The organism is Alteromonas sp. K632G (assembly GCF_017653625.1).
In the GTDB taxonomy this organism is placed as follows: Bacteria; Pseudomonadota; Gammaproteobacteria; order Enterobacterales; family Alteromonadaceae; genus Alteromonas; species Alteromonas naphthalenivorans.
The window spans coordinates 1-14,210 of record NZ_JAGGDM010000025.1; the positions used below are offsets into that span (position 1 = coordinate 1).

Consider the following 14,210-nt stretch of genomic DNA (forward strand, 5'->3'; position numbering starts at 1 on the left):
TACGATATTTACCTAATTTGCCACACTTATAAGTAGTAACCCACCTCCGCAGCCATTTATTGGTGTGGTCTACAGAGGATTATGTCTTTTTAGAGGGGAAAATCCCTAGAACCCCATATTGAACGAGCAAAGCGCGTTCGCCAGGCAGCGCAAAACCTTGGAAAATACGTCGCCATTTTGGGCGATCTTCAAGGCCCTAAAATTCGCGTAGCCCGCTTTTCAGAAGGTCCTGTTCAACTAGCGGTGGGTGCAACCTTTATTCTTGACGCAGAACTAGGTAGAGATGAAGGCAACGCCGAGCAAGTGGGCATTGATTATAAAGCCCTACCCGACGATGTATCTGCTGGCGATATTTTGCTTCTAGACGATGGACGCATTCAGCTTAAAGTGACCGGTGTTGAAGGGCGTAAAGTTATTACTGAAGTAACCGTTGGTGGCAAACTTTCCAACAACAAAGGAATTAACCGCCAAGGTGGTGGTCTGTCTGCTGATGCCTTAACTGAGAAAGACAAAGAAGACATTAAGACGGCGGCTAAAATTGGCGTTGACTACCTTGCGGTATCTTTCCCGCGCAGTGGCGCAGATCTGAACTACGCGCGAGAGCTTGCTGAAGCAGCAGGTTGCTATGCAAAAATTTGCGCCAAAGTTGAACGCGCTGAGACTGTAGCAAGTGATGAAGCGATGGACGACATCATCAGAGCGTCAGATGCGGTAATGGTTGCCCGTGGCGATCTTGGTGTTGAAATTGGTGATGCAGAGCTTGTGGGTGTGCAGAAAAAGCTGATTTCTCGCTCTCGCCAGTTAAACAAAGTGGTGATCACTGCAACGCAAATGATGGAGTCGATGATTGACAGCCCGATGCCTACTCGTGCAGAGGTCATGGACGTAGCCAATGCGGTACTAGACGGTACTGACGCGGTAATGTTATCGGCTGAAACTGCTGCAGGTAACTACCCTATTGAGACCGTTGCAGCTATGGCTCGAGTTTGTGAAGGTGCAGAAACCCACCCAAGTGTTAAGCTTTCAAAACACCGCATGGACGAACAATTCTCTTCAACAAGTGAATCTATTGCCCTATCAGCTGTTTATGCCGCTAACCACTTACCAAGCGTAAAAGCCATTGTCGGTTTAACAGAAAGCGGCAGCACGCCAACACTTATGTCTCGCATTACAACTTCATTGCCAATAATTGCCATGTCACGTCACGAGTCTACACTAAATACGATGGCGCTTTGTCGTGGTGTTAAGCCAGTTTTCTTCGACTCATCTAACAGTGAACCAGGCCGTTTGAAATACGACGTTATTGCATCGTTAAAAGAAAAAGGGCTAGTCAAAAGTGGTGACAGCATCATCTTAACTTACGGTGATGAAATGGAAAAAGTGGGTGCAACCAATACATTGAAAATTGTTGACGTAGAGTAAGCGCCAAGCTTGTTGAATACTCATAGCCTGTTCGGGATACCAACCAGCGACGGGTTGATTATTGCGGTCTTGGCGAGTAACTGCGGCATGTAAGCCGTAGAATGGATTGGCCAACTCAACCGGAAAGTCTGAACCTAGTGGCATTGGAATACCACTGTTCAATAATGTTTTCCATGCATAGGCACCTTCCATCCGAGCTTTACCCAAGCGATCTTCCGCCATATTCATGTCGCTGGTGGCATGAGTAGGTTGCATCGACGGCAATACTTTCAACTCGGCAAAGCGAGGCAAATCTTCAACCGCAATGATTTGCGCGTGTTCAATTCGGTTACGCAGGGCTTGGCCACCCAGTAGCTCAAAGGTACGCTCAAATTCATCAAGTACTAACTGATTGGCTTTATCCCCAATGGCATGAAAGTTCAACTGGAAACCCGCGCCTAACACTTGCTGTACTACTTTGGGAAAATCTTCAGGTTGCGTTAGTAATAACCCATGCTGATGAGGTGCATCTGAATATGGCTTGATTAACGCAGCACCTCGGCTACCCAATGCTCCGTCGCCATAAGCTTTTACGCTGCGCACATGTAAAAAGTCGTCTTGGCTGCGAATAATGCCAACATCTAGCATCTCTGGTAGCAGCGGATCTGTCGCACTTAGCATGGCATAAACACGCACGGGCAGTTCACCCTGAGCGGCTCGCGCCAAGTAAAAGTCGTAGACATGATGGCCAATACCCGCATCGTGCATGGCGGTTATGCCAACCGAATGCAAATGCTCGCCTGCAGCGTTGAGTTGTGCTGCATAGAGTGACGCTGAATCTTTTGGCATTATCGCTGACACTAAATCCATGGCATGGTCAATCAACACACCTGTTGCCTTGCCATCAGCATCGCGCAAAATTTGGCCTCCAGCGGGGTCAGGCGTACTGTCATTGATACCCGCCATCTGTAACGCTTTACTATTCACCCAAGCGGCATGGCCATCGACTCGCGTCAACCAGACGGGTTTATTTTTCAGTTTAGCATCGAGTACAGCGGCTGTTGGGAATGAGCGATCACTCCATAACTCCTGATTCCATCCGCGGCCTTTTATCCACTCTTGGTCAGCATGCATCATGGCATAGTCAGCTACCCATTGGGCTGCCTGTTGCATTGAGGAACTCTCGCGTAAATCGACTTCCATTAAGTTACCGCCCAAACCGAGCAAATGCCCGTGAGCATCAATCAACCCCGGCAGTAATACTTTATTGTTGCCGTCAATCACTGTTGCATCAGCTGGCATTTCGGTGGGATTAAGTTGCACTACTTTACCTTCATCAAACACTATTGTGTTGAAGGTTACCATTTCACCCTGCGGGTTTAGCGTATACCCAGTCACGTTGGTCACTACTGTAGACGCATAGCCGGCGAAGCTTGCAGACATTGAAACAGCGAGCGTGGTAGCTAATCCAGAAAGTAATCTCGTCAGTCTTTTTTGCATGATATTTTCTCGTCGTCGTTATTACTCATGTTTCTGAGTATCGGTGTTTGAATACACATACTACGCCATTTTCTTGGTCCAATTACACTACTTTTCCAAGTAGAGGAGCTGTCACACCCGCACTAAAGCCACCCAAGTTGTACTTGCTAATCGGCTACCGCTCTCGCAAAATAGCATCAATTTCGAATGACTCATTGAGCTAGGTATGTCGCTTCACTACAGTCACAGTGTTTCTGTGCACTTTGCCAATGCGGTGTTAGACGCAGCGCGCCAACTCGGTTTGAATTTGGAGCCGATTCTACAAAGTGCTCGACTTAACCAGCCTCTGCTCGACAATCCGCAAAGTCGTATAACCTCTCAACAATTTAGTCAACTTATGCGCTCGGTATGGGAGCAAAGTGACGATGAATTTTTAGGCTTAACCACGCAGCCCAGTAAGTATGGCGTGTTCCGTTTATTCGCCGATGGGGCGATTCAAGAGCAAAATTTACATCGGGTTTATAAACACCTGTGCCGTTTTTACAGTTTGGTTAACCAGTCAATTTCACTGTCATTGTATATAAGTAAAGGACAGGTTGAATTGCGCATGCGTCAAGTCCAACCTGAAATCGACCGTAACTTACTGTTTCGAGATTTCTTTTTGCTGCTTTGGCACCGTTTTCCGGGTTGGTTAATTGGTAAAAGTATTCCTCTGCAACAAGTTAAGATGCGTGGTGCAGAACCCGCTCATGCCGCCGAGTATCGTTTTATGTTTCCCTGCCCCATCACCTACGGCCATGACTACGATGCCTTCGTTTTTAGTGAAGAAGAACTAGTAAACCCTGTCACCCAGCGCGCGGAGAACCTGCGCGAACACTTCAAGCAAGCCCCACTCAACTGGTTTACACGTCAAGAATTCACACCAGTTTATACCCGCCGAGTGATGGATTATTTGGCCGAGTACCGCGAGCACGAAGCTAGCATGCAAGATATTGCTGATAGCGTGAATGTGTCTGAACGCACGCTACGTCGGAAATTGACCGAAGAAGGTACCAGCTTTCAAGAAATCAAAGATAAATTACGCAAAAATATGGCGATTTATTACCTCAGCCAACCCGATATTCCGATTTCCACCATTACGAATAAATTAGGTTTTTCTGAACCAGCAGCCTTCACGCGCGCCTTTAAACAATGGACTGGACAGACGCCTACCTTATATCGCGAGAACACACTTATCTAGCACCAAAACATCAGCCCAAACTAATATAAATGCAGATTGAGATAGTTTGATGAAGTGAGCAAACGAGTGTCCGAATATGTCAAGCAATAGACTTTTTTGGTAATTGAACAAATTAAGCGCAAATTGCAGACTAGTGCCTATACTATTTGGATAATCCAACAACGTTAATCACTAGGATAGGTTCTGAAATGAGTCAATATCAACCCCCTGTACTTGATGCTAAATTTGTACTTGACCAGTTAATCGGTTTCGATGGTTTGTGTGAAAAACTTCAATTAGAAGATATTAATATTGACCTAGCAGATGCGGTCTTAGAAGAAGCCGGTAAACTGAGCTCAGAAGTATTTGCTCCGTTGAACTGGGACACCGACCAAAATCCTGCGCAGTGGGCTGATAATGCCGTCACTGAATCTCCTGGATTAAAAGAAGCCTATCAACAGTTTGTGGATAACGGTTGGTCTACATTAACAGCACCAGAAGAGTTTGGTGGACAAAATCTTCCTCAGGTTTTAGGCACTGCAGTCAGCGAAATGTGGCAAGCATCAAATATGGCGTTTGCACTTTGCCCGTTATTGAGCATCGGCTCTGTAGAGGCATTACTTGCTCATGGTAGCGACGAACTAAAAGCCCTTTACCTACCCCGCTTAATCGCTGGTGAGTGGACTGGCACCATGAACCTGACCGAGCCAGGCGCTGGTTCAGATCTCGCGGCAGTATCAACAACTGCAACACCAGATGGCGATCACTATCGCATTAAAGGCCAGAAAATTTTCATCACTTGGGGCGATCACCAAATGACCCCCAATATTGTGCATTTGGTACTTGCACGCTTACCCGACGCACCTCCGGGCGTAAAAGGTATTTCACTGTTCATCGTACCTAAGTTCGTACTCGACGAAAACGGCGAACCAGGCGAACGCAACGATGTATACCCCATCTCAATTGAACACAAGCTCGGTATCCACGGCTCGCCAACGTGTACTATGGCATTTGGTGATAACGAGGGCGCGATTGGTTATTTAGTTGGCGAACCGCACAAAGGCTTGCCGTATATGTTCACCATGATGAATCACGCCCGCCAAGGCGTAGGTGTACAAGGTTTGGGTATTTCAGACCGCGCTTACCAACAAGCGGTGCAGTATGCACGTGAGCGAGTTCAAGGTAAAAACAGAGATGGTAGTAAAAAGCCTATCATCGAGTACCCTGACGTTCGCCGTATGCTATTAACCATGCGTTCTGGGGTTGAAGCGATGCGCGCTTTAGCGCTAGAAGCGTCTGCCGCGCTAGACTTTGCTCACGCCGACAATAACAGTAAAGAAAAATACGCGCGTCTTGAACTGTTTACACCTATTGTAAAGGGTTGGATGACGGAGTTTGCACAAGAGCTCACTTCGCTTAACATACAAGTTCATGGCGGTATGGGTTATGTTGAAGAAACAGGTGCAGCGCAGCATTTCCGCGATGCACGTATCTTACCTATTTATGAAGGCACAACGGCGATTCAGGCGCTCGACCTTATTGGTCGTAAAGTATTAATGGACGGTGGTGTAGCACTGGAAAGTCTATTAAACGACATGACGGCTACCGCCACTGAATTGAGCGCTTCTAGCAACGCCGACGCGCAAGCCTTTGGTGCAGCATTCGCCCAAGCCGTGGACAAAGCGCGTGCGGCAAAAGAATGGCTACTGACTAACGCACCGAGCGAAAAAGAGTTATCACAAGCAGTTTGTTTCGATATGCTAATGGCAATGGGCTATTTGTGTGGTGGTTGGATGCAAGGCCGTACCTTACTCGCCGTTATCGCCTTAACTGACGCGAACGACGACGTGTACGGTGAAGAGTTCCTTGCTAAGAAGCGTATTTCAGCGATGTACTACAGCCAGTGCTTGTTGCCACGTGCACTACATCATTTTGGTGTAATGGTACAAAACCCCCAAGCACTGTATGAATTTGCTGTTGATCAATTTTAATTAGAATTAGAAGGTTTACTATGAAAATCCTTGTTCCGGTAAAACGGGTTATCGATTACAACGTAAAAGTACGTATTAAACAGGACGGCTCAGACGTCGATTTGAGCAACACCAAAATGTCTATCAACCCGTTTTGTGAAATAGCGGTTGAAGAAGCACTACGCCTAAGAGAAGCGGGCACAGCAAGTGAAGTTATCGCTGTTTGTATTGGTCCCAAAATCGTTAAAGAGCAGATCCTAGCTGCCCTTGCGATGGGTGCTGACCGTGCCATTCGTATTGATGTAGAAGAGCAACCAGAGCCATTAGTTATTGCCCGTTTACTAGCGAAAGTAGCCGAGCAAGAAGACGCGGGCCTGATCATGATGGGTAAGCAAGCTATCGACAGCGACAACAACCAAGTGGGTCAAATGCTTGCAGGTATTATGGGTCGCCCACAAGGAACTTTTGCCTCAGTGGTTAAAATTGAAGGTGACGAAGCGCTAGTTACACGCGAAGTCGACGGTGGTCTACAAACTGTAGCTCTGAAGCTTCCCGCTATCGTGACGGCTGACCTACGTTTGAATGAACCGCGTTTTACCAAACTACCTGATATCATGAAAGCGAAACGCAAACCTATCGCAGAGACAACTGCCGCAGATTTAGGTGTTGAAGTTACGTCAACGCAACAACAACTTTCTGTTGCTGCTCCTGCTACACGTCAGGCAGGTATCAAAGTTGCGTCGGTAGACGAGCTAGTCGATAAACTGAAAAATGAAGCGAAGGTGATTTAATGAAAACCTTAGTAATTGCATCACACAATAACGCCACACTCAGCCCTGTTACCTTAGCAGCCGTGTCGGCAGCACTTAAAATTGGTGCCTCTTTTGATATTTTTGTGGCCGGTAAAGGGTGTGCAGCCGTTGCCGAAGAAGCGGCAAAAGTCGATGGCGTTAGCGCAGTACTGGTTGCTGACCACGATGCACTAGCGTATCAAGGTGCAGAAAACCTAGCAGCAACATTACAAGCTAATGCAGAAGGCTACAGCCACATTGTTGCACCGGCGACGAGTGTAATGAAAGATGCACTGCCACGCCTAGCCGCACTACTCGGCGTAGGTCAAATTTCAGATATTACCGGTGTTAATGGTGAAGCTGAATTCGTGCGCCCCATTTACGCGGGTAATGCCATTGCAACCGTTACTTCTAGCGATGCTGTGAAAGTTATCACTGTGCGTACATCTGCTTTTGATGCTGCGCCAACAGGAGCTGGCACTGGCGCTATCACTGCGGTAGATAATGCTGTTGACTGTGGCTTGTCGCGTGTAGTTAGCGAAGAAATTGCCCAAAGTGAACGCCCTGAACTCGCTTCTGCAAGTATTGTAGTTTCGGGTGGCCGCGGTGTAGGTAGTGAAGAGAATTTCGCACTTATCGAAAAACTAGCAGACCGTTTGAATGCAGCCCTCGGTGCATCGCGTGCAGCAGTTGACGCAGGCTTTATTGGTAACGACCACCAAGTTGGTCAAACCGGTAAAATTGTTGCACCTGACTTGTATGTAGCGGTAGGTATCTCTGGTGCCATTCAGCATTTAGCAGGTATGCAAGGCTCTAAAGTTATCGTAGCGATTAACAAAGATCCAGACGCACCAATTTACGAAGTGGCGGACTACGGTTTAGTCGGTGATTTACACGACCTAGTACCGGAATTAGAAGCCAAATTAGCTAGCGTACTTTAAATTAAGTGCCATAAAGAGGAACGTCATGGATACTCCAGAACGCGAATCCATCGAATTTGATGTTGTTATTGTTGGCGCTGGCCCTTCTGGCCTGTCGGCAGCTTGTCAGATTAAGAAGCAAGCTGCTGAACAAGGCAAAGAAGTCAACGTCTGTGTGCTTGAGAAGGGCGCTGAAGTAGGTGCTCACATTTTCTCTGGCGCAGTCATTGAAACCAAAGCATTGGACGAACTCTTCCCTACTTGGAAAGAAGACGGCTTTGCCCTAGGTCAGCCTGTAGCTAAAGACGAAGTGTATTTACTTCGCGACGAGTCTAGAGCCACTGAGTTACCTCATTGGGCGGTGCCACCTTCAATGCACAATGACAACAATTACATTGTGAGTGTGGCGAATTTATGTCGCTGGCTCGCAGAGCAAGCAGAAGAGCTTGGGGTAGAAATATTCCCTGGTTTCACTGCCGCTGATGTGATTTTCGACGACAATGGTAAAGTGTGTGGAGTAGCCACAGGCGACATGGGCGTAGGCGCAGATGGCGAACCAGGCCCAGGCTATACCCCTGGTATGGATATCCTTGCTAAGTACACTATTCTTGGTGAAGGCTGCCGTGGTCACATTGGTAAAGGCATTATCAAGAAGTTCGCGCTTGATTCTGACGCTGATCCTCAACATTACGGCATTGGCTTTAAAGAAATCTGGCAAGTGCCTGAGTCGCAACACAAACCGGGGTTGGTTGTGCATGGTTCAGGTTGGCCACTAAGTAAAGGCATGGGTGGCGGATTCTTCCTCTATCACGCCGAAAATCAGCAAGTATTCGTTGGGTTAATCATTGACTTGAATTATGCCAATCCGCATATCAGCCCGTTCGATGAGTTCCAACGCCTTAAGCATCATCCGATTATTGCTGAAACACTCAGCGGTGGCGAACGTATCACCTATGGTGCGCGTGCAATTACCAAAGGTGGGTTGAATGCACTACCCAAGCTGAGTTTCCCCGGTGGTATGTTGGTTGGCTGTGACGCTGGTACACTAAATTTTAGTAAAATCAAAGGCGTTCACACTGCGATGAAGTCAGGCATGATTGCCGCTGATGCGATCCTTGAAGCGCTCGGTACCGATGCTGAAGAAAAGGGTACAACCAATTTCCAACAACTATTCGAACAGAGCTGGGCGTATCAAGAGTTATATAACTCGCGTAACTTCGGTCCTGCCTTGCATAAGTTTGGCCCTATCGTTGGTGGCGGCTACAACTGGATGGAGCAGAAGATTTTTGGTGGTAAGCCACTGTTAAAACTACGCGATTCGAAAGAAGACTACGCGTGTATGGAACCGGCTAGTGCGCACATTAAAATCGACTACCCGAAACCAGACGGTAAACTTAGCTTCGATAAACTTTCTTCGGTTTATATTTCAAATACCTACCACGAAGAAGATCAGCCGTGTCATCTGAAATTAACCGATACGTCTATCCCTATTAAGCAGAACTTGCCTCGCTTCGATGAACCCGCGCAACGTTACTGCCCGGCAGGCGTTTATGAGGTGGTGGAAAGCGACGGTGAAATGCAGTTCCAAATTAATGGACAAAACTGCATTCACTGTAAAACCTGTGACATAAAAGACCCAGCACAGAACATTACATGGCGTCCACCCGAGGGTGGTGGTGGTCCAACGTACCCCAATACCTAAAAAAATTTATCTAAGTAATATAAAGCCAGCTAGAATAGTGTTTGACGATTGTAGAACACTCTTTTAACTGGCTTTTTCATTTTACGAAAGGTTTTCTTTCAGCCTCTTATCGTCATCTGGTTGTTTTGAACGTTCACTTTCGTTCTATCTTCCGAATTTACGCAAGGAGCTATCATCATGTTCACGTTATCTGAGCAATATCACGCAAATTTCGTGTTTGCACTGATTGCCGCCGCGGCGTTACTCATGGCGAGTAACCGTGTGCGTTACGACATGATTGCAATATGTGTGGTTTTGGCCCTAATACTGACCAACATACTGCCCGTTAACGCAGCATTGGCAGGCTTTGGCAATTCAGTTGTCATTCTCATTGCCGGCTTACTCGTGGTTGGCGAGATGCTAGACAGAACCGGTGTAGCGAGATTTGTCGGTAATTGGATCAGCCAAAATAGTAGTAGCTCAACGACCAAAATGCTGATTATGCTGATGTTAGCGAGCGCCATACTTAGCGCCGTAATGAGTTCGACCGCCGTTGTTGCTATCTTTATTCCTATTGTGCTGCGCATTGCTAAATATTCCAACAATAGCCCAAGTAAACTGCTCCTTCCCATGTCCTACGCGGCTTTGGTTAGTGGTATGTTGACCTTAATTGCTACTCCACCAAACTTAGTGGTAAGTGCGGGTTTAAAGAGTCAAGGTTTTGAACCACTCAGCTTTTTTTCTTTCACGTTACCTGGCTTAATTGTGCTAGCCGGTTTGGTGTTATACATGGTCAGCTACGGAGTTTAAGACAAATTAACGCTATTTACTATCCTCTGTGACAGCTGGCTTTAAGGCTTGTTTCATGCGATTTAGGTCCAAAAACAGGAAGCAATTACGAAGTAAGTGTAGTCAAGATAAGAAAATAGGCTGATCATTGGGACTGAAAAATTCTCTCGATATGTGCAACATGATGCCTCAACACATGAGTGTTCAAGCTATATTGGCGGTGGAGCCCTTAAGCGCCAAAGTTGAAATCTCTCTGAATAACGTAATCGTCAGTTGTTATTTGTTTTGACTCAATCAGTGGCGGCGCTCTGCAAGAATTAGCGGTAATTGGTGAATCTTGCTTATCCAAATGCCAGAGTATCTTTTGGATGACGGCAGGCTCTGTAATGCATGCGATGATTTTGACATTCGCCTTTGTGCAAGCTTCGCAAATGGTAATGTCAATGTTGAATACACGTTTTAACCTCTGTGCCCATGACATGCTGCGCGCCTGGTAGGGCTTATCTGAATCTTTCAGATGCTCTGCTAAACGAGGGCTGTTCTTGCCGCGTTGTGAAGCAGTTACTTCTGCTCGTACATTGGCATTTGGCGCAAACACGCCATAAAACCGCGTCAGATTCAGTCTAGGCGGTGGTACCAAGGCAGCTAGCTTACTAATGAAGTCAATCGGCGAGAAGAATACGTGAGTCGTACCATTGCTGTAGGGTGTCTTGAGTTCGTATCTGACATTACCTGTCGTTGTGAGGCTTAAGCGTTTTTCGCTTATTGCAGGTCTTGCGATGTAACGACACAATCTTTCTAGTTTTTCTGGTTGATCTGCATCTGCGAAGACCCCTGCATGTAGGCTAAATCCAGCTATCTTTGCGAGTTGTCCTAAGTGATCAGGATCTTTTGCTTGCATGGTTTGCAAAGTAAACACTTTTTTACCAGTATCTGCACCAACTGCGATCCGGTAGCTGACCGAAGCAGCTTGCAGTGGTAACAAGCTGTCTTCATCGTTAATTGGCAAGTCCAGATAGGTATTGTCAATGTCGCGTTGAATTAGCCCTGCTTTTTCGAGATATTGTGCGATGCGCTGGCTGATGGTGTTTACCAACGCCTCCATATTGGAATGACTCGGCGCTTTGACTCGCTTAAATGTCATTTTTCCATGCTCTTGTGTGATGACACCTTCAAGGAACAGCATATGGAAATGTATATTTAAGTTAAGCGCACTACCAAAACGCTGAATGTAGGTGACTGCCCCTGTCTTAGCCTGCTTCTTCAAGTAGCCTGAACGATGGATGATGTCTGTGGAAATTGCGCGGTGAACGATTTGCAGGACGTTGCTGAGTTCTTTGGGGTATCTGGCGAGTAATAACCTTAGGGGAATAGGTAAGCTTAACACCCATTGCCTAACAGGGTAACCCTGCAATACATCATCAACCAGTAGTTTCGCACTCTCAGCCATCCTTCGAGCTCCGCAACTCGGGCAGAAACCTCTTCGCTTGCAACTGAAAGCTACAAGCTTCTCATGTTTGCAGTCATCACAGACTATGCGCAGAAATCCATGCTCAAGTCGACCACACTTAAGAAACTCTTCAAACTCTTTGATCACATGGTATGGTAATGCCTTTCCCTGAGATTGCATCATCTCGGCGAAGGCAGGGTAATGTTTCTCAACAAGTTGATAGAGCAATGTTTGCTCTGGACGATGGCGTTGATAGGTGTATTGCTCTGCAGCTAACATCAGCATCCTTGCTAATGTAAAAGTCTGTAGTGTACCTTGTTGGGCTGGTAAGTAAACTGACCAGAGTGACAGAAATTGGCAGTGGTTCGTGGTTATCTGAACGACCGGTATACGATCAGATAGCTAGTCTACAACGGAGGCTCCTCTAACGTCTGCTATTCGCTCATAGCTGCCATTAGAACCTCAATGCCTCAACGACCGCTTTACGTACATTTGAGCCGCACAGTATGTGTTTTTTTGTTAAACAACACATACTAATTATGAACATAAAAAAACCTGCATAAAGCAGGTTTTTTCTCTTTAAGCTAATGACTAAAGCGTGCTTATTGATTTGCACCAGCAACCGCTTCTTTAGCCAATTGCGTAATACGTGCCCAATCACCCGCTTCAATGGCATCATCTGGTGCTAACCAAGAACCACCCACACACTTCACGTTATTCAGTGCAAGATAGTCATTGTAATTGTTAGGGCCAATGCCACCCGTTGGGCAGAATGTTACATCAGGGAATGGGCCACTAATTGACTTAATTGCTTTAACACCACCTGAAGCTTCCGCTGGGAAGAATTTCATATGGGTGTAACCTGCATCTTTCCCTTTCATTAGGTCGGAGGTAGACGAGATACCAGGAATAAGTGGAATTTCTGCGTCCATACCGGCTTTAAGCAAATCTGCGGTCATACCAGGGCTGATGGCAAATTTTGCGCCCGCTTCCACAACCGCCTTAAGTTGTTGTGCGTTCGTTACCGTACCTGCGCCAATAAGCGAATCGGGAACTTCTTCAGCAATACGTTTAATAACGTCAATAGCTGCAGGGGTGCGCAGAGTCACTTCTAATACTTTAATTCCACCTTCCATGAGCGCTTTAGCCAGAGGCACAGCCTTTTCCACATCATTGATCACCAATACTGGGACCACTGGACCGGCCGCAAAAATTTCCTCTGGTGAGTATTTCCATTTCGTTGTCATAATTTAGCTCGCTGTATTTTGATTTAGATAAGCAGCTGCGCCAAGAAGGCCATGGTCAGGTTCTGCTATCAAATAGGTGGGAATGTCTTTTACGTAGTGCTTCATTTGGCCTTTAGCTTCGAAACGGGCTCTGAAGTCACTATTTTTTATAAACTCAGGAAAACGATTAGCGATACCCCTTTTGCGCGCGCTTCTTCACGCATCGCTTCCACTTCTTCAGGCGTACAATAACAACGGTAAGCATTACCCGATTCTATTAACTGAGCAATAACTTCTTTATAGCGATCAAAACGTTTAGTTTGAAAAAACGGCCCTTGTGTCCACTCTAAATTTAACCAATTCATGCCATCCATAATCGCGTCAACAGACTCTTGCGTTGAACGCTCTAAATCTGTGTCTTCTATTCGTAGAATAAATTCACCATTATTTTTCTTTGCATATAACCAGCTATAAAGCGCTGTACGAGCACCGCCTACATGTAGATACCCTGTTGGGCTTGGCGCAAATCGCGTTGTTAGACTCATAAAGTAATCACCGTACACTATTAAATTAGCGTTTTATTTCGCTAATATTTTAGTTGAATAAAAAATTGGCGCTATTCTATCAGGCAACGTTTGATAAAACACTATTTACCCCTGAAGATTCCGCTAAAAAGTTCACTAAATAAACAGGGTGTTGAAAATTAGAGCAATCAATTAAAATATGCTGAAAAAACATGAAAAAAAGCACTTGTTTTTGTTGACAGTTTTAATCATCCACCTATAATACGCCACCACAGAGACGGACGATTAGCTCAGTTGGGAGAGCACCGCCCTTACAAGGCGGGGGTCACTGGTTAAAGCCCAGTATCGTCCACCACTTTGTTTTAAGTGTTAGGTAGACAAAAGACTTGCGTAGCTAAAGAAAATAAGGGAAAACACCTTCTGCTCTTTACAAGCCCGCACCAAGTCACTGGATAAAGCCCAGTATCGTCCACCACTTCTGCTTTTAGCAAAATGTCTCTGAAAATGATTGGACGATTAGCTCAGTTGGGAGAGCACCGCCCTTACAAGGCGGGGGTCACTGGTTCAAGCCCAGTATCGTCCACCACTTACTTTTATTTTTATCTATTTTATCCATAGTTATTTGCTGTACGCAGTTAAAAGCGGTGCGAGCACCTTCTACTCTTTACAACCCGCACCAAGTCACTTGTTCAAGCTCAGTATCGTCCACCACTTTATTGTTTTCGCGTAATATTTAATAAAAACTAAAGACAAACTGTTC

At 46.1% G+C, this 14,210-nt stretch carries 9 protein-coding genes, 2 tRNA genes and 3 pseudogenes; 9 read left to right on the top strand and 5 right to left on the bottom strand.

Annotated elements, in window-relative coordinates:
• Window positions 1–81: 81 nt before the first annotated feature.
• Window positions 82–1,422, top strand: a pseudogene (pyk, locus tag J5X92_RS19180) (pyruvate kinase); the annotation flags it as partial.
• Here the strand turns inward: pyk and J5X92_RS19185 are convergent.
• The gene (locus J5X92_RS19185) at window positions 1,354–2,901 is read right to left on the bottom strand and encodes an amidohydrolase (protein ID WP_015067460.1); all 1,548 of its coding nucleotides are present in this window, start codon (window positions 2,899–2,901) and stop codon (window positions 1,354–1,356) included. The pseudogene pyk and the gene J5X92_RS19185 overlap by 69 nt on opposite strands.
• A gap of 205 nt (window positions 2,902–3,106) precedes the next feature.
• On the opposite strand from J5X92_RS19185, the gene J5X92_RS19190 reads away from it, so the two are divergent.
• The 6 genes from J5X92_RS19190 to J5X92_RS19215 all read left to right on the top strand — a co-directional run bounded on the left by J5X92_RS19190 (window position 3,107) and on the right by J5X92_RS19215 (window position 10,271).
• On the top strand, window positions 3,107–4,120 hold the full coding sequence (locus tag J5X92_RS19190) for an AraC family transcriptional regulator (protein WP_008305465.1): 1,014 nt from the start codon (window positions 3,107–3,109) through the stop codon (window positions 4,118–4,120).
• A 188-nt stretch (window positions 4,121–4,308) separates the two neighbouring features.
• Entirely contained in the window at window positions 4,309–6,090 is a 1,782-nt protein-coding gene (locus tag J5X92_RS19195) for an acyl-CoA dehydrogenase (protein ID WP_008305468.1), read from the top strand.
• A gap of 20 nt (window positions 6,091–6,110) precedes the next feature.
• Complete coding sequence (locus J5X92_RS19200) at window positions 6,111–6,860, top strand: electron transfer flavoprotein subunit beta/FixA family protein (protein WP_008305469.1); 750 nt, start codon at window positions 6,111–6,113, stop codon at window positions 6,858–6,860.
• The gene (locus J5X92_RS19205) at window positions 6,860–7,801 is read left to right on the top strand and encodes an FAD-binding protein (protein ID WP_008305470.1); all 942 of its coding nucleotides are present in this window, start codon (window positions 6,860–6,862) and stop codon (window positions 7,799–7,801) included. The genes J5X92_RS19200 and J5X92_RS19205 overlap by 1 nt, the downstream gene beginning before the upstream one ends.
• A gap of 25 nt (window positions 7,802–7,826) precedes the next feature.
• Window positions 7,827–9,482 (top strand): electron transfer flavoprotein-ubiquinone oxidoreductase, encoded by a 1,656-nt coding sequence (locus J5X92_RS19210; RefSeq protein ID WP_008305471.1) that lies wholly within the window; start codon window positions 7,827–7,829, stop codon window positions 9,480–9,482.
• Window positions 9,483–9,659: 177 nt separating this feature from the next.
• On the top strand, window positions 9,660–10,271 hold the full coding sequence (locus tag J5X92_RS19215) for an SLC13 family permease (protein ID WP_008305473.1): 612 nt from the start codon (window positions 9,660–9,662) through the stop codon (window positions 10,269–10,271).
• 208 nt (window positions 10,272–10,479) lie between these two features.
• Here J5X92_RS19215 and J5X92_RS19220 read toward each other — a convergent pair whose 3' ends face one another.
• The 4 genes and pseudogenes from J5X92_RS19220 to J5X92_RS19235 form a co-directional block, all read right to left on the bottom strand.
• Window positions 10,480–11,979 (bottom strand): IS91 family transposase, encoded by a 1,500-nt coding sequence (locus tag J5X92_RS19220; protein ID WP_015067461.1) that lies wholly within the window; start codon window positions 11,977–11,979, stop codon window positions 10,480–10,482.
• A gap of 323 nt (window positions 11,980–12,302) precedes the next feature.
• Window positions 12,303–12,947, bottom strand: a complete 645-nt coding sequence (locus J5X92_RS19225; RefSeq protein ID WP_015067462.1) for a bifunctional 4-hydroxy-2-oxoglutarate aldolase/2-dehydro-3-deoxy-phosphogluconate aldolase — start codon at window positions 12,945–12,947, stop codon at window positions 12,303–12,305.
• A gap of 3 nt (window positions 12,948–12,950) precedes the next feature.
• Window positions 12,951–13,124, bottom strand: a pseudogene (locus tag J5X92_RS19230) (glucokinase); the annotation flags it as partial.
• Window positions 13,124–13,471 (bottom strand): annotated as a pseudogene (locus tag J5X92_RS19235) (glutamate--tRNA ligase family protein); the annotation flags it as partial. The pseudogenes J5X92_RS19230 and J5X92_RS19235, both read right to left, overlap by 1 nt.
• Window positions 13,472–13,729: 258 nt before the next feature.
• On the opposite strand from J5X92_RS19235, the gene J5X92_RS19240 reads away from it, so the two are divergent.
• Both J5X92_RS19240 and J5X92_RS19245 read left to right on the top strand, forming a co-directional pair.
• Window positions 13,730–13,805, top strand: a tRNA-Val gene (locus tag J5X92_RS19240).
• Between the two features lie 155 nt (window positions 13,806–13,960).
• Window positions 13,961–14,036, top strand: a tRNA-Val gene (locus tag J5X92_RS19245).
• Window positions 14,037–14,210: the final 174 nt, after the last annotated feature.